This is a genomic window from Herbidospora daliensis (assembly GCF_001570585.1).
Lineage (GTDB): Bacteria > Actinomycetota > Actinomycetes > Streptosporangiales > Streptosporangiaceae > Herbidospora > Herbidospora daliensis.
The window spans coordinates 197103-222847 of sequence record NZ_BBXF01000006.1; the positions used below are offsets into that span (position 1 = coordinate 197103).

The 25745-nt window shown below is 71.9% G+C and carries 23 protein-coding genes; 9 read left to right on the forward strand and 14 right to left on the reverse strand.

Going from position 1 to position 25745, the window contains the following annotated elements; translation table 11 throughout:
- The first annotated feature begins 69 nt into the window (after positions 1-69).
- From AW274_RS29170 to mtnK, 3 genes are read left to right on the forward strand one after another with little or no spacing between them, the layout of a single operon-like run.
- Positions 70-1158: a substrate-binding domain-containing protein gene (locus tag AW274_RS29170; protein WP_083974993.1), complete on the forward strand. Its 1089-nt coding sequence runs from the start codon at positions 70-72 to the stop codon at positions 1156-1158.
- The gene (locus tag AW274_RS29175; protein WP_198169477.1) at positions 1155-2129 is read left to right on the forward strand and encodes an ABC transporter permease; all 975 of its coding nucleotides are present in this window, start codon (positions 1155-1157) and stop codon (positions 2127-2129) included. Before AW274_RS29170 ends, AW274_RS29175 begins: the two co-directional genes overlap by 4 nt.
- The gene (mtnK, locus tag AW274_RS29180) at positions 2116-3282 is read left to right on the forward strand and encodes an S-methyl-5-thioribose kinase (RefSeq protein ID WP_062438561.1); all 1167 of its coding nucleotides are present in this window, start codon (positions 2116-2118) and stop codon (positions 3280-3282) included. The genes AW274_RS29175 and mtnK overlap by 14 nt, the downstream gene beginning before the upstream one ends.
- Here the strand turns inward: mtnK and mtnB are convergent.
- From mtnB to AW274_RS29230, 10 genes are all read right to left on the reverse strand, one after another.
- The gene (mtnB, locus tag AW274_RS29185) at positions 3279-3890 is read right to left on the reverse strand and encodes a methylthioribulose 1-phosphate dehydratase (protein ID WP_062438564.1); all 612 of its coding nucleotides are present in this window, start codon (positions 3888-3890) and stop codon (positions 3279-3281) included. The two genes, mtnK and mtnB, sit on opposite strands and share 4 nt — an antisense overlap.
- Positions 3887-4546: an acireductone synthase gene (gene mtnC / locus AW274_RS29190; RefSeq protein WP_062438567.1), complete on the reverse strand. Its 660-nt coding sequence runs from the start codon at positions 4544-4546 to the stop codon at positions 3887-3889. Before mtnC ends, mtnB begins: the two co-directional genes overlap by 4 nt.
- Positions 4543-5493, reverse strand: a complete 951-nt coding sequence (locus AW274_RS29195; protein WP_062438571.1) for a nucleoside hydrolase — start codon at positions 5491-5493, stop codon at positions 4543-4545. Before AW274_RS29195 ends, mtnC begins: the two co-directional genes overlap by 4 nt.
- Positions 5490-6479 carry a s-methyl-5-thioribose-1-phosphate isomerase gene (locus AW274_RS29200; RefSeq protein ID WP_062438574.1) on the reverse strand — a complete coding sequence of 330 codons (990 nt, stop codon included), beginning with the start codon at positions 6477-6479 and terminating at the stop codon, positions 5490-5492. The genes AW274_RS29195 and AW274_RS29200 overlap by 4 nt, the downstream gene beginning before the upstream one ends.
- On the reverse strand, positions 6466-7356 hold the full coding sequence (locus tag AW274_RS29205; protein WP_062438579.1) for an ABC transporter permease: 891 nt from the start codon (positions 7354-7356) through the stop codon (positions 6466-6468). The genes AW274_RS29200 and AW274_RS29205 overlap by 14 nt, the downstream gene beginning before the upstream one ends.
- Positions 7353-8384, reverse strand: a complete 1032-nt coding sequence (locus tag AW274_RS29210) for an ABC transporter permease (protein WP_083974995.1) — start codon at positions 8382-8384, stop codon at positions 7353-7355. Before AW274_RS29210 ends, AW274_RS29205 begins: the two co-directional genes overlap by 4 nt.
- Before the next feature lie 178 nt (positions 8385-8562).
- Complete coding sequence (locus AW274_RS29215; protein ID WP_198169478.1) at positions 8563-10020, reverse strand: ABC transporter ATP-binding protein; 1458 nt, start codon at positions 10018-10020, stop codon at positions 8563-8565.
- A 23-nt stretch (positions 10021-10043) separates the two neighbouring features.
- Positions 10044-11072 carry a BMP family ABC transporter substrate-binding protein gene (locus tag AW274_RS29220; protein ID WP_198169479.1) on the reverse strand — a complete coding sequence of 343 codons (1029 nt, stop codon included), beginning with the start codon at positions 11070-11072 and terminating at the stop codon, positions 10044-10046.
- 78 nt (positions 11073-11150) lie between these two features.
- Positions 11151-12602 carry a serine/threonine-protein kinase gene (locus AW274_RS29225; RefSeq protein WP_062438586.1) on the reverse strand — a complete coding sequence of 484 codons (1452 nt, stop codon included), beginning with the start codon at positions 12600-12602 and terminating at the stop codon, positions 11151-11153.
- A gap of 15 nt (positions 12603-12617) precedes the next feature.
- On the reverse strand, positions 12618-13262 hold the full coding sequence (locus tag AW274_RS29230) for a TetR/AcrR family transcriptional regulator C-terminal domain-containing protein (RefSeq protein WP_198169480.1): 645 nt from the start codon (positions 13260-13262) through the stop codon (positions 12618-12620).
- 83 nt (positions 13263-13345) lie between these two features.
- On the opposite strand from AW274_RS29230, the gene AW274_RS29235 reads away from it, so the two are divergent.
- The 4 genes from AW274_RS29235 (at position 13346) to AW274_RS29250 (ending at position 16774) form a co-directional block, all read left to right on the forward strand.
- On the forward strand, positions 13346-14311 hold the full coding sequence (locus tag AW274_RS29235; RefSeq protein ID WP_062438590.1) for an NAD(P)-dependent alcohol dehydrogenase: 966 nt from the start codon (positions 13346-13348) through the stop codon (positions 14309-14311).
- A gap of 78 nt (positions 14312-14389) precedes the next feature.
- The gene (locus tag AW274_RS29240; RefSeq protein WP_157520789.1) at positions 14390-14908 is read left to right on the forward strand and encodes a hypothetical protein; all 519 of its coding nucleotides are present in this window, start codon (positions 14390-14392) and stop codon (positions 14906-14908) included.
- Positions 14909-15035: 127 nt separating this feature from the next.
- Positions 15036-15785 carry an alpha/beta fold hydrolase gene (locus AW274_RS29245; protein WP_062438598.1) on the forward strand — a complete coding sequence of 250 codons (750 nt, stop codon included), beginning with the start codon at positions 15036-15038 and terminating at the stop codon, positions 15783-15785.
- The gene (locus AW274_RS29250; RefSeq protein ID WP_062438602.1) at positions 15782-16774 is read left to right on the forward strand and encodes an ADP-ribosylglycohydrolase family protein; all 993 of its coding nucleotides are present in this window, start codon (positions 15782-15784) and stop codon (positions 16772-16774) included. The genes AW274_RS29245 and AW274_RS29250 overlap by 4 nt, the downstream gene beginning before the upstream one ends.
- Before the next feature lies 1 nt (position 16775).
- Here AW274_RS29250 and AW274_RS29255 read toward each other — a convergent pair whose 3' ends face one another.
- Both AW274_RS29255 and AW274_RS29260 read right to left on the reverse strand, forming a co-directional pair.
- A complete protein-coding gene (locus tag AW274_RS29255) occupies positions 16776-17450 on the reverse strand; it encodes a DUF4328 domain-containing protein (RefSeq protein WP_062438606.1) in 675 nt (224 codons plus the stop codon).
- Between the two features lie 134 nt (positions 17451-17584).
- Positions 17585-20560: a DEAD/DEAH box helicase gene (locus AW274_RS29260; RefSeq protein WP_062439474.1), complete on the reverse strand. Its 2976-nt coding sequence runs from the start codon at positions 20558-20560 to the stop codon at positions 17585-17587.
- Between the two features lie 61 nt (positions 20561-20621).
- Here AW274_RS29260 and AW274_RS29265 point away from each other — a divergent pair, with 61 nt between their 5' ends.
- Complete coding sequence (locus AW274_RS29265) at positions 20622-22706, forward strand: DEAD/DEAH box helicase (RefSeq protein ID WP_062438608.1); 2085 nt, start codon at positions 20622-20624, stop codon at positions 22704-22706.
- A gap of 47 nt (positions 22707-22753) precedes the next feature.
- Positions 22754-23902 (forward strand): MFS transporter, encoded by a 1149-nt coding sequence (locus AW274_RS29270; RefSeq protein ID WP_198169481.1) that lies wholly within the window; start codon positions 22754-22756, stop codon positions 23900-23902.
- Here AW274_RS29270 and AW274_RS29275 read toward each other — a convergent pair.
- Positions 23863-24717: a carbohydrate ABC transporter permease gene (locus AW274_RS29275; RefSeq protein ID WP_062438616.1), complete on the reverse strand. Its 855-nt coding sequence runs from the start codon at positions 24715-24717 to the stop codon at positions 23863-23865. The two genes, AW274_RS29270 and AW274_RS29275, sit on opposite strands and share 40 nt — an antisense overlap.
- Positions 24717-25742, reverse strand: coding sequence for a carbohydrate ABC transporter permease (locus AW274_RS29280; RefSeq protein ID WP_062438621.1), 1026 nt, complete (start codon positions 25740-25742; stop codon positions 24717-24719). Before AW274_RS29280 ends, AW274_RS29275 begins: the two co-directional genes overlap by 1 nt.
- Positions 25743-25745: the final 3 nt, after the last annotated feature.

The window sequence follows — 25745 nt, forward strand, 5'->3', positions numbered from 1 at the left end:
CAGCGGCTATCTGAGTAAATCCTACTTGAAAAGTGGACAATTCTCCCGGGCGCTGCCTAGCATCCGTGTGTGATTCACGCACGACTTCTCGGCGCATCCCTTCTCCTGGGCGTTTTGGCGCTCGCGGGATGCTCCCAGGGAACCTCCACGACCACCTCCGCGCCCTCGTCCGCTCCGGCGGCTCCGGTCGCGTCGCCCACCGCCTCCGTGCCGGCCAGGTTCGCCGCCGGGGGAGTGCGGGTCGCTCTCGTACGTCAGCTCTCCTCCGGCGACTACTTCGAGCAGTGGCTCGCTGGGGCGCAGGCCGAGGCGCAGGCCCTCAAGATCACGCTGGAGGTCTCCAGCGGCGACGGCAACAACGACAAGCAGGCGCTCAACCTGGAGCAGGCCGTCCAGCAGAAAGCCGACGCGATCATCGTCGACCACGGGTTCGCCGACACCGTCCAGCCCGCCATCAAGAAGGCCGCCGACGCCGGCGTCCCGCTGGTCGCCTTCGACGTCGACCCGGGCACGCCTGAGGCCGTGGCGCTGACGCAGGACGACCACAAGATCGCCGAACTGGCGCTCGGCGCGCTGAAGGCCGACACCGGCGGGACCGGCGACGTCCTCTACGTGTACGTCTCGGGCTTCGCCCCCCTCGACCGGCGCAACGAGGTCTGGACCCAGTTCAAGAAGGACAACCCGGGCATCAAGGAGGTCGCCCAGATCGGCGTGGTCAACAACTCCACCGCCTCGGCCGTGGCCGACCAGGCCAAGGCCGCCCTCCAGGCCAACCCGGACGTGAAGGCGATCTTCGCGCCGTACGACGAGTTCGCCAAGGGCGCCGCCATCGCGGTCAAGGAGCTCGGCCTCCAGGACCAGATCAAGATCTACGGCGCGGACGTCTCCACCGCCGACATCGGCGTCATCACCGAACCGAACAGCCCGTGGGTGGCGACCGCCACGACCGACCCGTCGAACGTCGGCCGGATCGCGGTGCGCGCCGCCGCGCTGCTGGTCGCCGGGCAGCAGGTCGGCCCCGAACTGAAGATCCCGCCGGCCCTGGTCACCCAGAAGCAGCTGCGCGACGCCGGCATCGCCAACATCGAGCAGCTCACCGGCGCCGTCCCCGAACTGACCACACCCGACGTCGCCCGGGTGCCCTGGGCCGCTCCGTGACCCGTCTGCTCTACCGGTACGGCCTGCTCGTCATCCTGGCCGCCCTGCTGGTCGTCTTCGCGGTGCTCCGGCCCGCCTTCGCCTCGTACGCCAACACGCTGATCATCCTGCAGTCGGTGGCGATCGTCGGGGTGGTGGCGCTCGGGGTGACCGTGTCGATGACCACGGGCGGCTTCGACCTGTCGGCGGGCGCGGCGGTCGGCGCGGTCGTCATGACGACCGCGCTGACGATGGTCCGGTTCAACCTCACCGGCGGCACCGCGATCGTCGTCGGGCTGCTCACCGGGCTGCTGGTCGCGGGGGCGAACGCGCTGCTCACCGTGGTGGCGCGGATCCCCGACCTGGTCGCCACGCTGGGCACGATGTTCCTGTTCCAGGGCCTGGCCCTGATCATCACCTCCGGGAAGTCGGTCGCGCCGGGCATGACCGTCGACGGCGCGCCCGCCCCCGGCCGCTACACCGAGGGCTTCGCCTGGATCGGATCCGGCAAGGTCGGCTCGGTGCCGGTCCCGGTGATCGTGTTCGCGCTGGTCGCGGTGGTCGTCTACCTGTTCCTCGAACGCACCCGCTGGGGCGTCGCCCTCTACGCCATCGGCGGCAACGCCGAGGCCGCGCGCCTGGCCGGCATCCGGGTGGCCCGCTACCGGGCCCTGGCCTACGCCGTGTCGGGCGTCTGCGCGGCCGTCGCCGGGATCATGTTGTCGGCCCGGCTCGGCCGCGGCGACGTCGGCGCGGGCGACCCCTACCTGCTCCAGTCGGTGGCCGCGGCCCTCATCGGCTACGCCGTGCTCGGCGCCAACCGCCCCAACACCGTCGGCACGGTCGTCGGCGCCGTCTTCATCGGCGTGGTGATCAACGGCATGACCATGCTGAACGCCCCCTACTACACCCAGACCTTCGTCCAGGGCGCCCTGCTCGCGGGGGCCCTCGTCGTGAGCTACACCCTCAGGAGTTCCGTTGAGCGCCTATGAGCTGCTGACCGTCGACACCGTGCCCGGCTACCTGGCGAGCCGCCCGGCGCTGGCGGCGTTCGCGAACCCGGTCTCGGTACGGGAGATCGGCGACGGCAACATGAACACCGTGTTCGCCGTGGCGGTCGGGAACGGCCCCGGCGTGGTGCTGAAGCAGTCGATGCCCTACGTCCGGGTCGACCCGGCGTGGCCGATCACCCCCGACCGCAACCGCATCGAGGCGGCCGTGCTGGCCGAGCACGGCCGGGTGGCCCCGGGCCTCGTGCCCGCCCTGCTCGACGCCGACCACGACCGGCACGTCGTCGCCCTGGAGGACCTCTCGGACCACCGGGTCTGGCGCGGGCTGCTCAACGAGGGCGTGCGCACCGACGGGGTCGCCGCCGATCTCGGCCGGTACGTCGCCAGGGTCGCCTTCGGCACCTCGGTGTTCGGCCTGGGCAACTACCGGCACAAGGCCGCCCTGGCCGCCGCCGTCAACCCCGAGTTGTGCGAGATCACCGAGGACCTGGTCTTCACCGAGCCGTACGTCGAGCACGAGCACAACAAGATCCTGCCCGCCACCAAGGCGGACGTCGCCGCCTACGCGGGCGACCCCGAGGTGCGGACCGCGATCGGGCTGGCCAAGCTGGCGTTCATGACGCGCGCCGAGGCGCTGATCCACGGCGACCTGCACACCGGCTCGGTGCTGGTGAAGCCGGGCTCGACCCGGGCGTTCGACGTCGAGTTCGCCTTCTACGGCCCGGTCGGCTTCGACCTCGGCGCCCTGTGGGGCAACTACGTGCTCGCGGCGGCGCGCGGCTTCGTCCAGGGAGACGACGCGCACGCCCGATGGGTGCTCGGGCTGGCCGAGGAGACCTGGGCCGCCTTCGAGACCGAGTTCCGGGCGTCGTGGCCCGAGCGGGTCGACCCCCGGATCTACGGCGACGGCGTGCTGGAGGGCTACCTGGCCACGGTGCGCGCGGACGCGGCCGTGTTCGGGGCGGCCAAGGCGGCCCGGCGGATCATCGGGTTTGCCCGGGTCAGCGACATCGAGACGCTGCCCGAGCCCGAGCGGGCCGTGGCGATCAGGCGGTCGCTGCGCGCGGCCCGGCACCTGCTGACCGCCGAACCCGGCCGGGATCTGTTCGACCGGGTCGGCGACCTGCTCTCCTAACGGATGGCGATCCGGTAGGACAGCAGCCATTCGACGCACTCGGTCACGTGCCGGGCGCGGTGCAGGGTGGGCGCCCACGTGTAGAGGCCGTGGTTGGCGACGATCACGGCGGGCGTCGCGGGGTCGTACCCGGCCTCGAAACGGTCGCCGAGTTCGGTCATGTCCTGGCTGTTCTCGATGACGGGGATGACGACCTCGTCGTCGTGGGCCAGGCGGCCGATGCCCTTGAGGGTCTCGACGTCCTTCAGGAGCACCCCCTTCGGCCAGTGGTGGGCCGCCACCACCGCGTTCAGCGCGTGGACGTGCACGATCGCGTCGGCGCCGGTCACCGCCGCGACCCGCGCGTGCAGACCGGCCTCGGCCGAGGGGGTCAGCGGTTCGACGCCCGCCACCGCGACCGGCTCGCCGCGCTCGCCGACCACGGCGACGTCCGACGGGGTGAGTTCGCCCTTGTCGAGGCCGCTCGCGGTGACCGCGAGCCGCAGCGGGTCGCGGGTGAGCACCTCCGACAGGTTGCCGGAGGTGCCGCGCATCCAGCCGATGGCGGTGTACCTGGCCGACTCCGCCGCCAGCCGCCCCCCGGCGGCCAGCACGTCTTCCCTGTTCATACGATCTCCTCGAAGCTCGTGACCACCCGGTGGCCGCCGAAGTCGGCCCGCTCGGCGGGCTCGCCCGGCCGCCGCAGCCCGATCGCCTGCCAGCCGGCCGCCGCCGCGGCGTCGAGTTCCGCCGGCACGTCCGACAGGAACAGCAGGTCGTCATCGCCCAGCGTGGCGGCGATGCGCTCGTAGGAGGCGCTCTCGCGTTTGGGGCCCGCGTTGACGGTGTCGAAGTGGTGCTCGACCAGCACCGAGAGGTCTCCATCGGCACTGTGCCGAAACCACGGCCGCTGGCTGGAGACCGCGCCCGACGAGAACACGGCCAGGCGGCGGCCCTCGGCGTGCCACCTGCGCAGCGCGGGCGCGACGTCGGGGAAGAAGTGGGCGGTCAGCTCGCCGCCGGCGAACCCGGCGGCCCAGATCCGGCCCTGGAGGGTCTTCAGCGGGGTGGCCTTGACGTCGCCGTCCATCCAGCCGTGCAGGATGGCGACGGTCTCCTCGGTCGTCGCGCCGCCGGTCTCCTCCACCGCCCGCGCGACCTCGGGGTCGTCGCGGTGGGCGTCGATCCACGGGCCGAGGCGCGAGCGGGCGTAGGAGTAGAGGCCGACGTGCACCGACTCGGTCGAGCTCGTGGTGCCTTCGATGTCCAGCACGATCCAGCTCATCGGGTCAGAACCTCCACGAAGTCGGCGACGAAGCGGGCCGCGTCCACCTCGGTGATCACCTTGGTGGGCGGGGCGGGCTGGTAGGGGAAGGCCGGCGGCAGGCCGTCGTGCGTCCGCATCAGCCTGGCCCTGGCCAGGAAACCGTCGGTCCGTACGTTAACCGGCCCGTCCACCCACGCGGTCGCGAACGCGGGGTCGAGCAGGATGCCGGCCGCCAGGGGGTCGTGCAGCGGGATGATCCGGCGGCCCCACTCGTTCTGGTAGAAGTCCAGATAGGCGTCGAGGATCTCGGTCGCGAACCGGGCGACCGGGGTGCCGGCGGCCCGCAGGGCGTTGACGGCCACCTCGTCGAGGATCGTGGTCGCGGTGACGTTCACGCCCACCATGACCAGCTCGTTGCGCGGGGCCGAGAAGACCGCGCGGGCCGCCTCCGGGTCGTTGTCGATGTTCGCGTCCACCATGAGCAGGCTGCCGGGCGGGGCGTACGGGCCCGAGCCGCCCATCAGCACGACCGAGCGGTAGCGGGTGAACAGCTCCGGGTCGAGGCGCAGCGCCTGGCCCAGGTTGGTCAGCGGGCCGAGGGCCAGCAGGTCGAGCTCGCCCGGCTGCTCCCGGCCCAGCCGCACCAGCAGTTCGGCGGCGCTCTCGCCGGTGGTCTCCGGCAGGGGGCGGTCGTAGCCGACGTCGCCGAGGCCGTCCTTGCCGTGGACGTATCCGGCGATGTGCGCGGTTCCGGTCAGCGGTTCGGCCGCGCCCCGGGCGATCGGCACGTCGAGGCCGAGCAGGCGGGTGACGTAGGCGATGTTGCGGGCGGCGTCGGGCTCGACGCAGTTGCCGAACACCGAGGTGAGCGCCACGATCTCGGCGTCGGGACGGCCCGCCAGGTAGAGCAGCGTGTGGGCGTCGTCGATGCCCGTGTCGGTGTCGACGACGATGCGCCTGGTCATAGTGCTTGTCTCACATCCTCCGGGCGGAAGGCGCCCTGTTCGGTGACGATCCGGGTGACCAGGTCAGGTGGTGTCGTGTCGAAGGCCGGGTAGTGGCCGGTGACGCCGTGGGCGGCGGTCCTGACCCCGAGGACGTGCAGCACCTCGTCGGGGTCGCGGTGCTCGATCACCACGTCGGCGGGGGTCGGGGCCTGCGGGTCGGGGCGCTGGACGAGCGCGTGGAAGGGCACGCCGAACCGGTGCGCGGCCAGGGCGACGCCGAGCGTGCCGACCTTGTTGATCACGTGGCCGTCGAGGGTGACGCGGTCGGCCGCGACCAAAACGACATCGGCGACGCGGTTAGCCAGCGCGGCGGCGGCCATGCCGTCGGTGATCAGGGTGGGTTCGTAGCCCATCTCGACCAGGGTCGCCGCGGTCAGCCGCGCGCCCTGGAGGTAGGGGCGCGTCTCGGTGCAGACGAACTCCAGGTACTTGCCCTGGTCCTGGGCGGCCTGGACGGTGGCGATCAGGTAGTGGTCGGCCCAGCAGTGGGTCAGCACCGTCGAGCCGTCGGGCAGCAGGCCGGCGGCGTGCCGGCCCAGGGCCGCCGACCGGTCGCGATAAGCCTGGTCGTGGGCGGCCGCCGCCGCTTCGACCTGCTCGGCCAGGTCTCCTTCGCGCAGTTCCCCGAGGATCGCGGCGACGGCGTCGCGGATGTGGTTGTTGGTGGGACGGGTGGCGACGAGCCGGTCGCCGGCCGCCCGCAGTTCCTTGAGGGCCGCCTCGCGGGGCTCGTGCCGGACCGAACGGGCGGCCAGCACCATCGCGGCCGTGGTCGCGAACAGCGGGCCCGAGCTCTGCGTGACCATGTCCCTGATCGCCCGCGCGACCTCGTCGCTGGTCGTGCAGCGCACCCAGCTCCGCTCGAACGGGTAGACGCGCCGGTCGAGGATCTCCACGGCGTCGCCGGTCAGCCTGACCGAGTTCGCCAGTTCAGGCGTGTTCACGGGTGGCCTTCCTTCTCCAGACGGCGGCGAGCACCAGCGCGGCCAGGGTGATCACATAGGGGGCGGCGTCGGCCGCCTGCTGCGGCAGGCCCGCGCCCTGGAGCCGGAACCCGAACGCCTCGGCGACGCCGAACAGCAGGCAGGCCAGCAGCAGCCGCCCGGGGCGCACGCCGCTGAGCATGACCGCCACCACGGCGATCCAGCCGCGACCGGCGCTCATGCCCTCGCCGAACAGCGTCACGTTGCCGAGCGAGAGCTGCGCCCCGGCCAGCCCGCACAACGCGCCCGCGACCAGCGTCGCGCCGTGCCGGTAACCGGAAACGCGCAGCCCCACGGCCTGGGCGGCGTCGAGATGCTGGCCCACCGCGCGCAGCCGCAGGCCCGACCGGGTCCGGGTCAGCCAGAAGGCCATGACGGCGACCAGCAGCAGCGCCACCGGCACGAGCGGCGACTGCTCTCTCAGCACGGGCACGTCGACGCCGAGTTCCCCCAGGTCGGGCAGGCCGGCCAGGTCGGGGGAACTGTAGGTGCCGCCGCTGCCGAAGATCTGCCGCATCAGGAACGCGGTCAGCCCGAGCGCGAGCAGGTTGAGCCCGACGGCGACCACGATCGGGTCGGCCCGCAACGCCACCGACGGCCCCGACAACAACGCCGAGAACAACACGGTCGCGGCGACCGCGCCCGCGACGCCGGTCCACGCGCTGCCCGTCAGGTCGCTGACCACGACGGCGACGAACGCGCCCCAGAGCAGCTGGCCCTCCAGCGCGATGTTGAACACGCCCGCGACCTGGCAGAGCAGCCCGCCGAGCGCGGCCAGCAGCACCGGCGCGGTCGCGGTCAGCACCCCGGCCAGGAACGACCATTCGAAGACGTTCACCGCGCCCTCCTGGCCCGCAGGGTCGCGAGCACCGCCACGATCACGATGATCAGCCCCTGCACGATCTGGGTGAGCTGGCTCGGCACGCCGGCCTCCCGTTCCATGCCCTGGCCGCCGACCTGGAGGAACGTCAGCAGCGCCACGGCGAGCGGCACCACCACCGGCCGCGCGCCCGCCAGCAGCACCGCCGCGACGGCGGTGAACGTGTACCCGGGCGCGGTGAGCGCGCCGTCGACGAACCGGTGCGGCGGCCCCAGCACGATCAGCGCCCCCGCGAGCCCGGCGAACGCGCCGCCGCCCGCCAGCGCGAGGGCGGCCACCCGGTCGACCCCGACCCCGCCGTAGCGGGCGAACTCGCGGTTCCGGCCGGTGGCCCGGATCTCGTAGCCGAGCACGGTCCGGCCGTTGGCGTACAACCACAGGGCGGTCAGCACCACGATCAGCGGCAGGCCGATCGTCAGGTAGCCGCTGCCGCCGAGGGCGGGCAGGTGGGCCGCCTCCGGCAGCGCCGGGGTCTGCGCGAGGCCCGTGTTCGGTTCGGCCAGCGGGAAACGCACCAGGTAGGAGGCCAGCGAGACGGCCGGGGCGCTGACGAGCAGGGTGCTGACGATGGCCGGGATGCCGAGGCGGGTGCTGAGCGGCGCCGCGACCACGGCCACCAGCCCGCCCGCGAGAGCGCCGAAGGCCAGCGGCAGCACGACGGCCACGCCCGGCGGCAGCGGCACCAGCAGCGCGACGGCCGCTGCCGTCACCCCGCCCATCGCGAGCTGGCCGTCGCCGCCGAGGTTGAACTCCCCCGCCCGCAGCGGCAGGGCGAACGCCAGCGCCATGCCGAGCGTGGGCACGAACGCGGCGACGGTGTACTCGAGGTTCCCGTCGAGCAGGGCCCCTCTGACCAGCGCCGGATAGGCCAGGGTGGGATCGACACCCACCACCAGCATCACGAGAGTGGTCAGGAGAAGCGCCCCGGCCACCGCCACGACGGGCGCGGAGGCCACCACCCGGCGGGCGACGACGGGGGCGCTCACAAGAGCCCCCCGATCCGCCGTTTCCTGAGGGGCGTCATCCGGCCCGTTTTGCGCATCGCAAGGCTTCGCGGTTTCGCGGTAAGCGTCCTCTTGTCCGCTTCGGGTTTCGCGAGGTTCGCGGTAAGCACCCTCGGGTCCGCGTCGGGTTTCGCAAGGCTTCGCGGTTTCGCCAAGGGTGTCATCCGGTCGCTCCCGTCATCGCGCGACCGATGTCCGTCTCGGGGGCGTCGCCGGGGAACTCGGCGACGACGCGGCCCTCGTACAGGACCAGGATGCGGTCGGCGAGGTCGCGGAGCTCCGTGAGCTCGCTCGACTGGAGGAGGATGGCGGCGCCCTCGTCGCGGGCCGTGCGCAGGAGGTCGTGGACGCGTTCCCGCACGCCCACGTCCACGCCCTGGGTCGGCTCCTCTGCGACCACCACCTGTGACGGGCGGGTGAGTTCGCGGGCCAGCACCGCCTTCTGGGCGTTGCCGCCCGACAGCGTGCCTATCGGGACGTCGACCGAGGCGGCGCTGATCGAGAAGCGGTCGACCAGGTCGCGGGCGCGGGCCCGCACCGCCGCCCGGGGCAACGACCAGCGGGAGGCGAGGTCGCGCTGCGCGCCCATCAGGACGTTCTCGGCCACCGACATGTCGGGCGCGGTGCCGCGGCCGTGGCGGTCCTCCGGCACGTAGGCCACCCGGGGGTCGCGGCCGGCCCGGACGGGGGTGCCCGCGAGGAACACCCCCGGGACCGCGCCGCGCAGGCCCGTCACGGAGTCGACGAGTTCCCGCTGCCCGCTGCCCGCCACCCCGGCGAGGCCGACGATCTCGCCGGGGCGCACCGCGAAGGAGACCCCCGACAGGCGGGCCACGCCGTCGGCGTCGCGCACGGTCAGGTCGCGCACCTCCAGGAGCGGATCGCCCTCCGGCGGGCGGGCCCGGCGCGGCGCCGAGGGGGCCAGCGAGCGGCCGATCATGGCGTTGACCAGTTCGTCGGCGTCGGTCTCCGACGTGGCGAACCGGCCGGTCACCCGGCCCTGGCGGAGCACGGTCACCCGGTCGCCGACGGCCAGCACCTCCGCGAGCTTGTGGGTGACGAGAAGAATCGAGACCCCGGTCGCGGCGACCGTGCGGAGCACCTCGAAGAGGCGGTCGGTCTCGCCCGGCGTCAGCACTGCCGTCGGCTCGTCGAGGATGAGCACCTCGGCGTGGCGGTAGAGGGCCCGCAGGATCTCCACCCGCTGGCGCACCCCCACCGGCAGCCCGCCGACCAGGGCCGACGGGTCGGCGCGCAGGCCGTAGCGCTCGGAGAGGGCGGCCACCGCCTCGTTCGCGGCGGCGCGGTCGAGGCGGCCGCGCCGGACCGGCTCGGCGCCGATCACGATGTTCTCGGCCACGGTCAGGCCGGGGAACAGCCGGAACCGCTGGTGGACCATGCCGAGGCCGTGGCGGATGGCGTCGGCGGGGGAGCGCAGGGCGATCCGGGTCCCGTCGCGGCGGACCTCGCCGGCGTCGGGGCGGTGCAGGCCGTACAGGATCGACATCAGAGTGGACTTGCCGGCCCCGTTCTCCCCGACCACGGCGTGCACCTCGCCCCTGGCGACCGCCAGGTCGATGCCGTCGTTGGCGAGGACGGGGCCGAACCGCTTCGTCACTCCGACGAGTTCGGCGGCGTACATCAGCTCTGGAGCGGGTCCGCGACGGTGATCTTCCCGGCGACGATGTCGTCGCGGGTCTGCTTGACCTTCGCCACCACGTCGGGGCTGGCCGCGACCGTGCAGCCGGAGGAGGCCAGGTCGTCGGCCAGGGCGGTCACGCCCACGCCGCCCTCGGCCAGGCCGTAGACCTTCACGCCGCCGGTCTTGCCGCCGAAGATCTCCTTGATGGCGGCCCGCTCGGCGACGTCCACGTTCTTGAGGACGTTGTCGACCACGTTGCCGGGGCTCAGCGCGCACTGGTTGACGTCGACGCCGAACGCCTTGCCGCCCGACGCCGCGACCGCCTCGAACACGCCCGGGTTGCCCCCCGAGGCCGCCGCGGCGATGAGGTCGACGCCGCGTCCGGTGAGGGTCTGGGCCTGCGACTTGGCCCTGGCCGGGTCGCTGAACGGGTTGGCGCCGCCGACGTAGAGCGGGGTGCCCTGGACGCCCGGCTTGGCCGAGGCCGCCCCGGCGAAGAACGGCTCGATCCAGCGGTGGATGAACGGGGTGTCGAGCGCGGCGACCACGCCGATCTGGCCGCTCTTGGAGAGCAGGCCCGCCTCGACGCCGGCCAGGTAGGCGGCCTCGTGCTCCTTGAACGACACGCACGCCAGGTTGGGCGCCTGGTCCTTGGCGCACGAGTCGACCTGGAGGAACTGCTGGCCGGGGTTGGCCTTGGGGACGGTGGCGAACACGTCGTCGAAGGAGAAGCTGATGCCCACGATCACGGTCGGCTTGGCCCGGACGGCCGCGTCGACGTTCTGCGCGATGGAGGTGGGGTCCTTGCTCTCGTACAGCTTGAAGGAGGCGCCGAGTTCCTGGGCGGCGGCCTCGGCGCCCTTGACGCCGAGCTGGAGGAAGCTGTTGGCGCCGACCGGGTTGGGGGTGATCAGGATGATCGACTTCGCCGGAGGGGCGTCGGCGGTCTGGGCGGCGTCGGTTCCGCCGCACGCCGCGAGGCCGAGAAGGAGGAGGGCTGCGGTCGCGATGGCGGGGATTGATTTCATGGTGTCCCGGTTCGAGCTGCGTAGATGGTGCCCGCAGAGCATATCTACACAATTCCTACCAAAACAACATGGTATGCCTCACCCCGCCTTGTGCAGCGACGCCATGATCAGTTTCGCGAACGCGTCGATGGTCGTGTAGCCCGTCTTCGGGCCCGAGTAGTAGAGCCACATCATGACGTTCCCGGTCCGCACCACCAGCCGGGTCTGGTTGTACGCCCCCGCGTCGCGGGTCCACGCGACGGTCGCGTCGCCGATCCGCCCGCCGACCCGGAGCCGCGTCGTCTTCTCGCGCTTGGGCTCGTCCTCCTCGGTGGCCCGGCTGCTGTCGAAGGTGAGCCGCGCCGTGGTCTCGGAGTCGAGCTGCACCTTCTGGATCTGGAGGTACTCCCCGCCGGGGGCCATCCACTGGCAGGCGTCGTTCGTCATGAACTCCTGCTTGGCCGGCGTGCCGAGCAGCTTGCGGATCTGCGCCTGGCTGACCAGGGCGCACGCCTCGGGGTTGCTGGTCAGCACCGCCTTGCCCGGCGGCTGCGTCGTGGTGGTGACCTTGGTCGCCGTCGTGGTCGTCGGCGCGGCGGGAGAGGCCGCGGTGCCGCCGGTCGAGTTCAGGTAGAGCACGCCCCCGCCGACGCCCACGACGAGCACCGCCAGCCCGGCCGCCGCGAACGCGGGCGCCTTGCTCTTCTTCGGCTTGAGCACCGACAGGGCGGTCTGGCCGGTGCCGGCGGCGACGGCCCGGAGCATGTTCGCGGCGTGCGGGGCCGGGACACGGCGGGCGGGGTCCTTGTCGAGCATGGCCGCGAGCACGGGGCCGAGGAGCGGCCCGGCGCGGCGCATCGGCGCCGGTTCGTCCATCAGCACGGCCGCCATCACGGCGGCGGGGTTGTCCCGGTGGAACGGCGCGGCGCCCTCGACCGCCGAGAACAGGGTGGCGGCGAGCGACCACAGGTCGGACGGCGGCCCGTCGGGCTCGCCGCGCAGCCGTTCGGGCGCGATGTATCCGGGCGACCCCGAGACCAGGCCCGTCTGGGTCAGGTTGACGTCGCCGGCGACGCTGGCGATGCCGAAGTCGGTCAGCAGCACCCGGCCCTGGTCGGTGACCATGATGTTGCCGGGCTTCACGTCGCGGTGCAGGATGCCCATCGAGTGGGCGGCCGAGAGGGCGTCGAGCACGGTCACGCCGATGGCGGCGGCGCGCTGCGGCGGGATCGGGCCCTCCTGCCGCACCACGGCCTGCAGCGACCGCCCTCTGACCAGCTCCATGATGATCCAGGGCCGCCCGCCTTCGAGCACCACGTCGTGGACGGTCACGATCGACGGGTGCGAGCGCAGCCGCGCCGCGGCCCGCGCCTCGCGGAGGGTGCGCTCGCGCATCTCGGCGAGCTGGTGCTCGGCCAGGTCACGGGGGAGCAGCACCTCTTTGACCGCGACCTCCTGGCGCAGGAGCTCGTCGACGGCGTGCCAGACGGCGCCCATGCCGCCCTGGCCGATACGGGAGAGCAGCCGGTAGCGGCCGGCCAGCAACGTCACGGCACAAACCGTACTTCATCCGGCGTGTCGCAGGCGTTCGAACCCGTCGAGGAGGAGGTCGAGGGCGAACTCGAACTCGAACTGGTCGTCGCAGCCCGACCCGACGACGGTCTTCTCGTCGTGGGCCACCCGCAGCGCCATCTCGGCCAGCCACGGGAACGTGGCCGCCATGGCGTGCGCGGCCTGCTCCTGGGCGTCGGGGTCGGCCGGGGTGTCGTCGAACAACTCCTGGCTGAAGCCCAGGATCCGGCTGCCCAGGGCGTGGATCGCGTGGTGGACCTCGTCGACGCCGAACCCGCCGGCCCGGAACAGGCCGATGATCGAGTCCATGTACGCCAGCACCGCCGGCGTCGGCTCGCGCCGCGACTCGATGGCCCCCGACGCCCACGGGTGCCGCAGCAGCGCCTGACGGGCGGTCAGGATGCGGCTCCTGATCGCGGGCTTCCAGTGGCCGTCGACCGGGGTGAGGTCGATCTCCGAGACGACCGCGTCGATGATGCCGTCGAGCAACTCGTCCTTGTTGGCGACGTGCTTGTAGAGCGCCATCGGCACCACGCCGAGTTCGGTCGCGAGCTTTCGCATGCTCAGCCCGTCGAGCCCGGCCTCGTCGGCCAGGGCCACGGCGGCCGCCAGAACCCGTTCGCGGCTGAGTCGAGCCAATGTTTCGTCGCCTCCTTGACGGGTGTACAGCGTACACCTATGGTCTAGGTGTACGCCGTACACCCATAGAGAGGGGAACCCCCGTGAAGGCGATTGTGCAGGACCGCTACGGCCCGCCCGACATCCTGGAGTGCAGAGACGTCCCGGCGCCCACGCCCGCGCCCGGGGAGGTGCTGGTCAAGGTGATGGCCGCCTCCCTCAACGCCCGCGACTGGCACGTGCTGCGCGGCGACCCCTACCTGGCCCGGCTCGCCTTCGGGCTGCGCAGGCCCAAGGCGCCGATCCTGGGCACCGACTTCGCCGGGGTCGTCGTCTCGGGCGAGGGCTTCGAGCCGGGGGAGGAGGTCTACGGCGAGTTCGGCGGCGCGTTCGCCGAGTACGTCCGGGTCCCGGCCGATCGCGTCGAGCGCAAGCCCGCGAGCCTCACCTTCGCGCAGGCCGCCGCGATGCCGCTGGCCGCCAACACGGCCCTCCAGGGGCTGCGGTCGCTGGAGAAGGGGCAGTCGGTGCTGATCAACGGGGCCTCGGGCGGCGTCGGCACGTTCGCCGTGCAGATCGCCAGGGCGCGGGGCGCGCGGGTGACCGCGGTGTGCAGCGCCAGGAACGCCGACCTGGCCGCGGGCCTGGGCGCCGACCGCGTCGTCGACTACCGCCAGGAGGACTTCGCCCTGACCGGCGGGCGCCACGACCTGGTCTTCGACCTGGTGGGCAACCGGTCGCTGCGCGACCTGCGCAGAGCTCTCGTGCCGGGCGGCACGCTGGTCATCTCAGGCGGCGGCGTCTTCAGCGGCGGCAGCCTCTTCGGGCCGCTCGGGCTGATCGTCCGCGCCCGGCTGGCCGCCCCCTTCGTCAAGGAGAAGATCGTCGTCCTGGAGGCCGTGCAGAGCCGGGCCGCCCTGACCGCCCTGCGCGAACTGGCCGACAGCGGTCAGGTGGTGCCGGCCGTCGACCGCACCTACGACCTCGCCGACGCCGCCGAAGCCATGCGCTACATGGAGGTCGAGCACGCGCGGGCCAACGTCGTGCTCACCGTGCATGCGGCACCTTGACCAATTCCGGGACGAAACGACGACCTCGCCTCCCCGCCCCGGCGGCACCGCTCTGAAGATCATGAGCACATGTCCTCGATGCGCCTTCTGCTCCTCGCCGGAGCACTCGCCGCCGCCGCTGTCACTCCGGTCCCCGCGTCGGCCGCCGCCGCCCCGGGCGCCATCACCTGTACGGGCGGGGAGATCGCCTTCACGATCAGCCCCGGCCTCACCCTCACCCCCAAGGACCGGTGGCTGAGCCTGGCCGGCCCGGTCGGCCACTGCGTCACCCCCGACCACCCGTCGATCAGCTCCGGCGTGCTGCGCGCCCACGGCGCGTTCACCGGCGCGTGCCCCGGCCCGCTGAACCCGGCCGACCTGGAACTGAGCATCGCCTGGAACGACGGCACGGTCAGCACCGTCACCGGCGCGAAGCTGCACGCCGACCTCCGGCAGTGGACGCTGCTGCCCGGCACGATCACCTCGGGCCCGTTCACCGGCGACGGCCTCGCCGCCCTCGGCCGGAGCCAGGGACTGCCGGACCCGTGGGTCATCCCCTGCGTCGTCGGCGGCCTCAACCACCTCGGGACGGTCGTCACGGCCTTCGCCGTCGGCTGACCCGTCCGTACGACCCGACGTCGTCGCCCCGCCGACTCGCCGATACTTGTGCCTGGCGTGCCGTCCGACCTCATCCTGTCGGGCGGCCTGGCCGTGCTCACCGGCCTGTTCGAGGGAGGATGCCCCCATGGTCACCGCACCCGACGGCGTGGAGCTCTCCGTCACGCGCACCGGCAGCGGCCCCGCCCTCATCGTGATCGACGCGGCCGGCAACTTCAGCGGCTTCCGCCCCCTCGCCGCCCCCGTCGACCTCCTGGCGGAGCACTTCTCCGTCTTCGTGTACGACCGCCGCGGGCGCGGCGCGAGCGGCGACGCGACGACGTACACGGTCGAGAAGGAGGTCGGCGACCTGGCCGCGCTCATCGACGCGGCCGGCGGCTCGGCCTGCCTCTACGGCATGTCGTCGGGCTGCCTGCTGGCCGTGCACGCCGCGGCGGCCGGGCTGAACGTGCCGAAGATCGCCCTGTTCGAGCCGCCGCTGTCCTTCGACCCCGACCCGGCGTTCACGGCGGCGGTCCGCGACGTGCTGACCTCGAAGGGCCCGCGCGCGACGGTCGAGTTCTTCAACCGCGCCATCGGCGTGCCCGACGACCTGATCGCGGGCCTGCCCCCGGAGGCGTGGTCGGTCGGCCACACCCTGGTCTACGAGTGCCTGCTCCTGGAGACGGCCTCACCCGAGTTGCTCGGCTCGGCCGACGTGCCCGCGCTCGTGATCGACAGCACCGGCAGCGCGGGACCGCTGGCCGACATGGCCGGCCTGGCGGCCGGCCACCTGCCGAAGGCGACCCGGCTGACACTGCCGGGCGAGTGGCACGGGGTGCCGGGCGAGGTGCTCGCGCCGGCGTTACGCGACTTTCTCAGTAGGGAGATCACATGAAGCCCGACCGCGTCCGCGGTTGTCTCATCGGCGGGGCCGTCGGCGACGCGCTCGGCGCCCCCGTCGAGTTCGACTCGCTGAGCCGGATCCGGGCCGCCTACGGCCCCGGCGGCATCACCGACCTGACCGACGGCCTGGTCACCGACGACACCCAGATGACCCTGTTCACCGTCGAGGGGCTCATCCGGGGTTCCGTCCGCGGCAGGGAACGCGGGCAGGGGCACGTCCCCTCGACGGTCCGGCACGCCTACCTGCGCTGGCTCGACACCCAGGACCACCAGGGCCCGCCGGTGCCCGGCGACGTCCTGCACCGGACCGGCTGGTTACGCGAGCAGACCTGGCTCTACGCCCGCCGCGCCCCCGGCAACGCGTGCCTGTCGGGGCTGCGCGGGCACGTCGCCCCGAACTCCAAGGGCTGCGGCAGCGTCATGCGCTCGGCCCCCTTCGGGCTCGGGCCGTGGCCGGCCGGCCAGGCGTACGAGTGGGCGGCCGAATGTTCGCACTTCACCCACGGCCACCCGACGGCCGCCGCCTCATCGGGCGCGCTGGCGGCGATCGTCCACCACCTGGTGAACGACACCACGCTGGACGACGCCGTGGCCGCCGCGTTGAAGCTCGTCGACGACCCCGCCACGGCCGGCGCGCTGCGGGCCGCCGTCGACCTCGCCCACGGCGGGCCGCCGTCGGCGGAGAAGGTCGAGTCGCTGGGCGAGGCGTGGGTGGCCGAGGAGGCGCTGGCCATCGGCGTCTACTGCGCGCTGGCCGGCGGCTCGTTCACCGAGGCGCTCGTTTTGGCCGCCAACCATTCGGGCGACAGCGATTCGACCGCCGCGATCTGCGGCAACCTGCTCGGCGCCGAGGGCGTGCGCATCCCGGCCGGGTGGATCGACCGGGTCGAGGGCCGCGACACGATCGAGCGGCTCGCGGCCGACTTCGTCGACGAGATGACCCGGGGCGGCGCCCCGCGCGACCGCTACCCCGGCCACTGACCTAGTGGGGGTACTGCTGCGGCACCGCGTGCGGCGGCGCGACGGGCCGGGGGAGCGCCTGCAGCGAGGTGATGCGGTTGAGCACCACGATGGCGAGCACACCCGCCAGCAGCGTCAGCGGGAAGAACAGCATCTCCACCAGCGCCGCGTTCCGCACGTCGGACAACTCGGCCGCCCCGATCAGCCCCCGGGCGACCAGGTTGGAGCCGAAAACCGCCAGCACCCACGTGATCCACCAGGTCATCGCCAGCCCGCCGGGCTTGCGGTTCTGCGGGTCGGACGCGGTCCAGACGTCGTCCACGATCTGCTTGGGGAACCAGAACGACACGATCGGGACGATCCACGCGAACACCAGCCACGGCCGCCCGAGCCGCTGCTTGACGTACGGCGCCAGCGCCTCGGCGTTGGCCCGCACCCGGAACAGCCAGATCCAGTAGCAGACCCCGGCCAGCAGCAGCGTGCCGGCCTGCAGGATCCCGGTGAAGTCGTAGAGGCTCGCGCTCTCGGTGACCTCGGCGACGTCGGCGTCGAGCGGGCTCGCCAGCACCTCCCCGATCTTCTGGTAGAGGTCGAGGCTGACGAAGACGGCGGCGGCCTCAATGAGCAGGTTGAAGGCAATCGCGATCGTGGCGACGACGGCGAGCCCACGGGCGGGACGGACGGGTTGGGGATGCATGCGGAATCCTTGGATGAGGGAGAGAAAGAGCGCATCACGCTAACTTTCCGAGGCCCGAATCCAGGATTGCGGACGCGGTAGTCGCGCCTTAGTGGTCCATTCGCCAGCGCGGTCGAGAGCCGAAGGGGGCCACTTCAGCCGGCGGTGACCTTCGCGAAGTGGAAGACGTCCGGCGGCAGCGGGTGCCGCAACTCCCACCGGAACCTGACCGGACGTTCGCCCTCGTCGGACAGGTAGGTCATCGGCCCGGCGTAGAGGTAGGGCGGCGCGCCCTGTTTGCTCTCCCGGATGAACAGATGCACCGTCGTCTCGCCGGAACGGTAGCGGTCGGCCGTCGGAGTGGTTCGCCGGAGCCCCGACTGCGACTCCCACTGGAACAGTGTGTCGGTGATGGCACGGTCGGCGTACATCGTGGTCGGCGAATAGTGCGTGGCCGACTTGTCGATGGTCACGAAGAACACGTCGGCCTGGGCGTCCCGCACGAAGGCCACGCCCTCCCGCATGTGTTCGGGCTTGGAGATCCCGAAGGCGGCCAGCGCCTCGTTCTTCGTGTACGTCGCATGCACGTGCAGCGGAAGTGTTCCACCGGTGACGTGGGTGACCCGGTGCCTGCGTTCGGCCAGCAGGGAGGTCAGCTCCAGGAGTTCCGCGGCCCGGTCGGGATGCTCGCGGAGGTCGGCCAGGCCGGTCGTCCGCACCATCGCGAGCAGCCGCTCTTCCCTGGCGCTCCGGGCTGTGTCACCCCGCATGACGCGGGCGATGAAGTCGAGGCGTTCGGCGTCGTCGATGTGCAGGACGCGGCCCAGCGCGTTGCCGATCCGCCGGTCGTCGGGGCCCGCGGGCAGCCCGCGTCCGGCCGCCCGGAGCAGGTCTGACCAGCCGAGGCGGTTGCCCCGATAGAGGTCCTCCAGCTCGACGCCGCTCGCCTCCAGGAAACCGGCCAAGGTGGTCTCCTCGGGCAGGCTCCGCAGTTCGGACACCAGCAACGGCCAGCGCATGCTGATGGTGGCCCGCAGGTTGGCCAGCACCAGCCGGGAGACCTCCCGGTCGAGGTCGATGTGACACCCGGCGGGCAGGGTGGGGAACTGCGCCTCGACCTCGGCGACCACGTCGGTCCGCCGCACCCCGGTCAGCGCCCGGAACCGCCGGTCGAACCGGAACTCCCGGTGCTGGTTGCCGATGAAGTCGAGCACCGTCAGGCACGCCTTGCCCTCGGCCAGCCGCAACCCGCGCCCGAGCTGCTGGAGGAAGACCGTCGCGCTGTCGGTCGGCCGCAGGAACAGCACGGTGTCGATCGACGGGATGTCGACGCCTTCGTTGAACAGGTCGACGGTGAACGCGACGTTGACGGTCCGGTCGGCCAGGGCCTTGATCGCCGCCGCCCGGTCCTGCGTCCGTGACGTGATGGCCGTCGCCGGGATGCCCGCTTCGGTGAACCGGGCGGCCATGAACTCGGCGTGCGCGATGCTCACGCAGAAACCGAGCGCCCGCATCCCGCGCGGGTCGCCGACCTTGTCGCGGAGCGCCTGCAGCACCAGCCGCACCCGGGCGTCGTTCCCGGTGTAGACGTCGCTCAACGAGGCCAGGTCGTAGCCCTGGCCCCGCCGCCACGGCACCCCGGCCAGGTCGACGCCGTCGTGCACGCCGAAGTACTGGAACGGCGCCAGCAACTGCCGTTCGATCGCCTCCCACAGGCGCAGCTCGGAGGCGATCCGCCCGCCGAACCAGTGCAGCACGTCCTGCCCGTCGGACCGTTCCGGCGTCGCCGTCAGCCCGAGCAGCACCCGTGGGGTGGCCTGTTCGAGCAGCCGCGTGTACGTCGTGGCGGCCGAGTGGTGGAACTCGTCCACGATGACCATGTCGGCGTCGAAGGGGTCGAGCCGCGACAACGACTGGATGGAGGCGAACACGTGCCGCCACTCGGTGGGCCGCTGCCCGTCGACCAGCAGTTCGCCGAACGACCCGTCGCGCATGACCTGCCGGAACACCTCGCGGCTCTGCCCGAGGATCTCCTTCGTGTGGGCCACGAACAGCAGCGAGTCGACCACGCCCTCGGCCCGCAGCCGCCGGTAGTCGAGCGCCGACACGATCGTCTTGCCGGTGCCGGTCGCCATCACGACGAGGTTGCGCCACCGGTCGTGCAGCGTACGTTCGGCCGCGAGGTCGGCCAGCACCTCGGCCTGATAGCCGTAGGGCCGGACGTCGAGGGTGGTGAGGATCTCCCGGTCGGCGAACCGCTCCTGGCCGAGCGCGCGGTCGAGCAGGGCGCGGTCGCGGGCCGGGTCGTAGGTCTCGAACGACGGGTCGGCCCAGTACTCCTCGAAGGTCGCCGCGAACGTGTCGAGCAGGTGCTCCTGCTCCATCGCCGACAACCGGACGTTCCACTCCAGCCCGTCGATCAGGGCCGACTTCGACAGGTTCGACGAGCCGACGTACGCCGTCGAGTAGCCCGACGACCGGCGGAACAACCACGCCTTGGCGTGCAGGCGGGTGGTTCTGGTCTCGTACGAGATCTTGACGGTCGCGCCCAGCTCCACCAGCCGATCGAGGGCCCGCCGTTCGGTCGCCCCTCGGTAGGTGGTGGTGATGACCCGTAAGTCGCCACCCCGCCGCACGAACTCGGCCAGTTCGCGCTCCAGGATCCGCACCCCCGGCCACCGGATGAACGCGCACAGCAGGTCGATCCGGTCGGCGGAGCCGATCTCCTTACGCAACTCGCTGCCCACGTTGGGCTGCCCGTGCCCGTTGACCAGCAGCGCGCTCGCGCCGAGCGGGGTGCTGGGCCGGACGGGGAACACCGCCTTCCCATCGGGCGTACGGGTGCGGGTCACCGCCAGCAGCAGGTCGTCGACCGCCTGGTCGTCTGGGTCGCCGACGAGCTTGGCCAGCTCATTAGCGACGGTGAGCTGTTCGGCGAGCCGTTCCTCGTCGGTGCCCCGCACAGCGCGCAGCCGCCGCCGCACGAGCGAGGCGATGTGGGCGGTCAGCACGTCGGCCGACTCGGTCGGATCGAGATGGCGGGATTGCGCCAAATCGCCGTGGGCGGCCAGTTGCCGCTGCCATCCTTCCGTGACGAGTTTCTCGTAGACGCCGGGCGCGAGTTCCGTCATGGCCGGCACGGTATCCGACGGCGCCGGCCTGTTCGGTACCTTTCCGGGCAGAGGAGGGATCATGGGTGTACGCGAGGCCGACGACCTCTGCCGGGTGGCCGAAGCCCTGGTGCGCGATGCCCGCACCCTGCTCGCCGACCACGACGCCGTCCAGGCCCAGGCCCTGGCCGCGCTCGACACGCTGCGCAAGCACGCCGTCCGCGACGACCTGGCGCGGATGCCCGTCGCCCGGCTCAAGGACGTCACCGGCGGGCGGCTGCGCACCGGCATGCTCGAACGGTCGGGCATCACCACGGTCCTCCAGGTCCACGACATGTCGGCCTACCGGCTTCAGGAGCTGCCGGGGGTGGGGCCGCAGACGGCCCGGCAGATCAGGGCCGCCGCCGACCAGATCGAGGAGGCCGCCCGGCAGCTCGCGAGCGTGCGGATCGAGCGGGGCGACTGGAAGTCCGAGGCGCTCGTCGTCGCGGTGAAGCGGCTGCTCGACGCCGGAACCGAGTTGCCGTTCCACGTCAGGGCCGCCCGTGACGTCGACTCCTCCCTCACCCCGTTGCTGAAGGCCGCCCACCCCGCCCGTTCGCGCTGGCGGCTCGTCACCTCCGGCCGGCGGCGGCGGGCGGAGGCGCAGGAGGCCGTCGCGGCGATCGACGCGCTGCTCGACGACGCGGCCCAAGCTGGCAGGGAATTTCCGCAGGTCATCACCGATCTGTTGCGGCCGCCGTCGAGCGGGCACGAGGCGTGGGCCGATTTCGAGTACCGGTCGGCCGACTACTACGCCCTGCTGGCCGACCTCGCGGGGGAGCGGGTCACCGAGGGGGTGCTGCCCGACGACGTCCTGGCCCGGGTGAACGCGCAGCCGCTCGACGACGCCTTTCGGCGGGTCTCGTTGCGGGGTTACCAGTCGTTCGGGGCGCGGTTCGCGCTCGCGCAGAAGCGGGTGATCATCGGCGACGAGATGGGGCTCGGCAAGTCGATCGAGGCCATCGCGGCGCTCGCACATCTGGCCGCCGAGGGGGCGACCCGCTTCCTGGTCGTCTGCCCGGCCAGCGTCGTCGTCAACTGGGTGCGCGAGATCGAGGCGCGCAGCACGCTGAAGGCGCAGAAGGTGCACGGGCCGCGCCGCGAGGCGGCGCTCGACGAGTGGGAGAAGGAGGGCGGGGTCGCCGTCGTCACGCTCGACGGGCTGCACCGGCTGACGCCGACGCCGGCCGTCGCGATGCTGGTCGTCGACGAGGCCCACTACGTCAAGAACCCGGCCACCAAGCGGGCCCAAGCGGTCGCCGCCTGGTGCCGTACCGTCGAGCGGGTGCTGTTCCTGACCGGGACGCCGATGGAGAACCGGGTCGAGGAGTTCCGGGCGCTGGTCGCGCACGTGAATCCCGCGCTGGAGATCAGCCAGGGCGGGCCGCAGGCGTTCCGCCGGTCGGTGGCCGCGACCTACCTGCGCCGCAACCAGGAGGACGTGCTGCACGAGCTGCCCGACCGGGTCGAGGCCGACGAGTGGGTGGAGTTCTCCGGCGACGACCTCGACGCCTACCGGCAGGCGGTCGCCGACCGGCACTTCCCGCGTATGCGCCGGGCCGCGTTCGCCCATCCGGCGACGTCGGCCAAGCTGAAGCGGCTGACCGAGCTGGTCGAGGAGGCCGAGGCCAACGGGCTGAAGGTGATCGTGTTCTCCTTCTTCCGCGACGTGCTGACCGCCGTCGGGGAGAGCCTGGGCACCCCGCACAAGCTGACCGGCGACCTCGACCCCGACCGCCGCCAGGAGCTCGTCGACGCCTTCTCGGCGACCCGGGGGCACGCCGTGCTGCTCAGCCAGATCGTGGCCGGCGGGGTCGGGCTGAACCTCCAGGCGGCGTCCGTGGTGATCATCTGTGAGCCGCAGCTGAAGCCGTCGACCGAGACCCAGGCCATCGCGCGGGCCCACCGCATGGGGCAGACCCGCAAGGTCCAGGTGCACCGGCTGCTGGCCGTCGACTCGGTCGACCAGCGGCTGCTGGAGATCCTGGCGACCAAGACGCGGCGGTTCGACGAGTACGCCCGCCGCAGCGATCTGGCGGAGTCGAGCCCGGCCGCCGTCGACGTCTCGGAACAGGCACTCGCGCACCAGATCATCGAAGAGGAACAGCGCCGACTTTTGGGTTAATGTTCATGAGCGCTCCCAACGCCACTCCTCTCAGATGGGGCCCCGGGATGCGTTCCTCGATCTATCTCTCCTACGCGGCGTTCGTGCTCGTCGGGATCGGCGCCGCGGTCGGCGGGGTGTTGTTACCCGCCCAGATCGCCGACTACGGCGTCGACAAAGCCCTGATCGGGCTCGGCTTCTTCACCAACTCGGCCGGCTTCCTGCTGGCCGGGCTCACCAACGGCGCGCTCATCGAACGGCTCGGGCTACGGCTGGCCCTGGTCGCGGGCAGCGCCGTGTTCGTGCTCGCCGCCGTCGTCACGGCGGCCCGGCCGTCGTTCTGGGTGCTGATCGCCGCCCAGCTGTTCTGCGGGTACGGCGTCGGGGTGCTCGAATCGGTGCTGAACGTGCACCTGGCGGCGCTCCCGAACGCGGCCACCCTGCTCAACCGGCTGCACGCCTTCTTCGGCGTCGGCGCCCTGGCGGGCCCGGCCATCGCGGCCGTGACGCTCACCCACGCCTCGTGGACCGCCGTCTGGTGGGGCCTGGCGGTCGCGACCGCCCTCATGGCCGTCGCCTTCCTGCGGGCGTTCCCGGCGAGGGTCGTCCAGGAGAAGGAGGAGAAGACGGGCGGCCTGCTGCCGACCGCGCTGCGCAACAAGTACGTCCTGCTCGCGTCGGTGTTCCTCACGGTCTATCTGGGCGTGGAGATCGGGGTGGGCAACTGGGCCTACTCCTACCTGCGCGAGGTCGAACTGGAGAGCCACCTGATCGCCGGGTACGCCGTCAGCGGCTACTGGGCCGGGCTCACCGCGGGCCGCTTCGTGATCAGCCCGATCGCGGGCCGGCTCCGGCTGACCCCGGCGCAGACGTCGCTCTGGTGCTGCGTCGGCGTCGCCGCCTGCACGGTGCTGATCTGGCTCGGCGTCGTGCCGGTGGCCGGGTTCGTCCTGCTCGGCTTCTTCCTCGGCCCGCTGTTCCCGACCACGATGGCGATCCTGCCCGAGCTGCTCCCGGCCCGCCTGGTGCCGACCGCCATCGGGGTGCTCAACGGCGGCTCGGTCATCGGCGGCTCGCTGCTGCCGTGGACGGCCGGGGCGCTGGGCCAGGGCGTGGGCATGCAGGCGCTGATGCCCTTCGCCCTCGTGCTCGCCCTGGTCCAGCTCGGCGTCTGGTACTACTTGTCGGCCCCCTCGTTGGCGCCGCGCACGAAGTAACGCTGGAACACCACGAAGATGATCGCGACCGGGATCGTCGCCAGCACCGCCGCACCCAGCTTGAGCGGATACTGGTTGCCCGACCCGAGCGATCCGCTCACCAGCACCGCCAGGCCTCGCGGCAGCGTGTAGAGATCGGGGCTCTGCACCGCCACGAGGCTGTGGGGGAGCTCGTTCCACGAGCTCTGGAACGAGATGATCGTCAGCGTGATCAGGGCCGGGCGGCCCATCGGCAGCACGACCGACCAGAAGGTCCGCCACGTGCCCGCGCCGTCGATCCGGGCCGCCTCCTCCACGCTGCGGGGGATCGACTCGAAGAACTGCTTCATGATGAACACGCCGCCGGCGTCGGCGATGATCGGCAGGATCAGGGCCGTGTACGTGTCGTACATGCCGAACTGCTTCAGCACCAGGAACTTCGGGATGAACAGCACCACGCCCGGCACCGCCAGGATGGCGATCACGGCCGAGAACAGCGCCTTGCGGCCGCGGAAGCGCAGCCGGGCCAGCGCGTAGCCGGCCATCGAGTCGAGCAGCACCCGGCCGAGCGTGATCGCGATCGTCACGATCAGCGAGTTGCCCAGCCACAACGGCATGTCGGTGCTGAGGAACACCTTGTGGTAGGCGTCGGTGACGAACGGGTCGGGGACCGGGTTCAGCGGGTTGAGCGCCGCGTTCGGCTCGGTCTTGAACGACGCCGAGAGCTGGATGACGAACGGGTAGATGAAGACCAGCGCGAAGAAGATCAGGATGAAGTAGCCGACGAACGTCGACGCCACGGTCCGCGCCCCGTGGTCTGCCCTGACGGTGGCCATCAGGCGTTCCTCTCCCTCAGCAACCACCGCTGCGCGATCGTGAACAGCACGATGATCGCGAACAGCACGAACGAGATGGCGGTCCCGGTGCCGTACTCGAAGTTGTCGAACGCCTGCGTGTACGACAGGTACGCCGGCGTCAGCGTCGTCTTGCCGGGGGCGCCCTGGCTCATCACGTAGACCTGGTCGAAGACCTGCCAGGTCGCGATGATGCCCATGGTCAGCACGAGGAACAGGGTCGGCTTCAGCATCGGCAGGGTGACGTACCGCAGCCGCTTCCACCGGCCCGCGCCGTCGAGCATCGAGGCCTCTTCGAGGGTGACCGGGATGTCCTGGAGGGCGGCCAGGAACATCAGCATGAAGGTGCCGGACGTCGTCCAGATGACCAGGAGCATGATCGTCGACATCGCCACCGACGGACCGGCCAGCCAGTCCCACCAGCTCAGCCCGAACGGGCCGCCATCGGTCAGCCACGATGGCGGGTTGTCGACGTCGACCAGCCCGAGCCCGCCCAGGGCCAGGTGCAGGATGCCGCGCGCGTCGGCGAACCACTGCGGGCCCTGGATCCCGAAGAACGCCAGCAGGTTGTTGACCGCGCCCGAGCTGGCGAAGATGAACAGGAAGACCACGCTGATCGCGACCGAGCTGGTCACCGACGGGAAGAAGAACGCGGCCCGGAAGAAGCCCTTGCCCTTCAGCATGCGCGCGTTGACCACCAGCGCCAGGCCCAGCGCGAGCACCGTCTGCACCGGCACGACGATGCCGACGTAGTAGATGTTGTTGCGCACGCTGGTCATGAAGTCCTGCCGCGTCAGCCCGTCGTCGGTGAACAACTTCGCGTAGTTGTCGACGCCGACGAACGGCACGCCCGACTTGAACGGGCTGCCCTGCCCGTTCCAGTCGGTCAGGCTGACCCACATCGCCATCAGGATCGGCAGCAGCATGAACAGGCCCAGGATCACGATCACCGGGGCGACGAACAACCAGCCCGCGATGTTCTCCCTGGCCTTCGCAGAGAGCCGCATGTG

Excerpts from the sequence above, each read along its gene's own strand:
- mtnB (WP_062438564.1), bottom strand. The coding sequence starts at position 3,890 with ATGAACAGGGAAGACGTGCTGGCCGCCGGGGGGCGGCTGGCGGCGGAG.
- mtnC (WP_062438567.1), bottom strand. The coding sequence starts at position 4,546 with ATGAGCTGGATCGTGCTGGACATCGAAGGCACCACGAGCTCGACCGAG.
- AW274_RS29195 (WP_062438571.1), bottom strand. The coding sequence starts at position 5,493 with ATGACCAGGCGCATCGTCGTCGACACCGACACGGGCATCGACGACGCC.
- AW274_RS29220 (WP_198169479.1), bottom strand. The coding sequence starts at position 11,072 with ATGAAATCAATCCCCGCCATCGCGACCGCAGCCCTCCTCCTTCTCGGC.
- AW274_RS29240 (WP_157520789.1), top strand. The coding sequence starts at position 14,390 with ATGCGCCTTCTGCTCCTCGCCGGAGCACTCGCCGCCGCCGCTGTCACT.
- AW274_RS29245 (WP_062438598.1), top strand. The coding sequence starts at position 15,036 with ATGGTCACCGCACCCGACGGCGTGGAGCTCTCCGTCACGCGCACCGGC.
- AW274_RS29250 (WP_062438602.1), top strand. The coding sequence starts at position 15,782 with ATGAAGCCCGACCGCGTCCGCGGTTGTCTCATCGGCGGGGCCGTCGGC.
- AW274_RS29255 (WP_062438606.1), bottom strand. The coding sequence starts at position 17,450 with ATGCATCCCCAACCCGTCCGTCCCGCCCGTGGGCTCGCCGTCGTCGCC.
- AW274_RS29260 (WP_062439474.1), bottom strand. The coding sequence starts at position 20,560 with ATGACGGAACTCGCGCCCGGCGTCTACGAGAAACTCGTCACGGAAGGA.
- AW274_RS29265 (WP_062438608.1), top strand. The coding sequence starts at position 20,622 with ATGGGTGTACGCGAGGCCGACGACCTCTGCCGGGTGGCCGAAGCCCTG.
- AW274_RS29270 (WP_198169481.1), top strand. The coding sequence starts at position 22,754 with ATGCGTTCCTCGATCTATCTCTCCTACGCGGCGTTCGTGCTCGTCGGG.
- AW274_RS29275 (WP_062438616.1), bottom strand. The coding sequence starts at position 24,717 with ATGGCCACCGTCAGGGCAGACCACGGGGCGCGGACCGTGGCGTCGACG.
- AW274_RS29280 (WP_062438621.1), bottom strand. The coding sequence starts at position 25,742 with ATGCGGCTCTCTGCGAAGGCCAGGGAGAACATCGCGGGCTGGTTGTTC.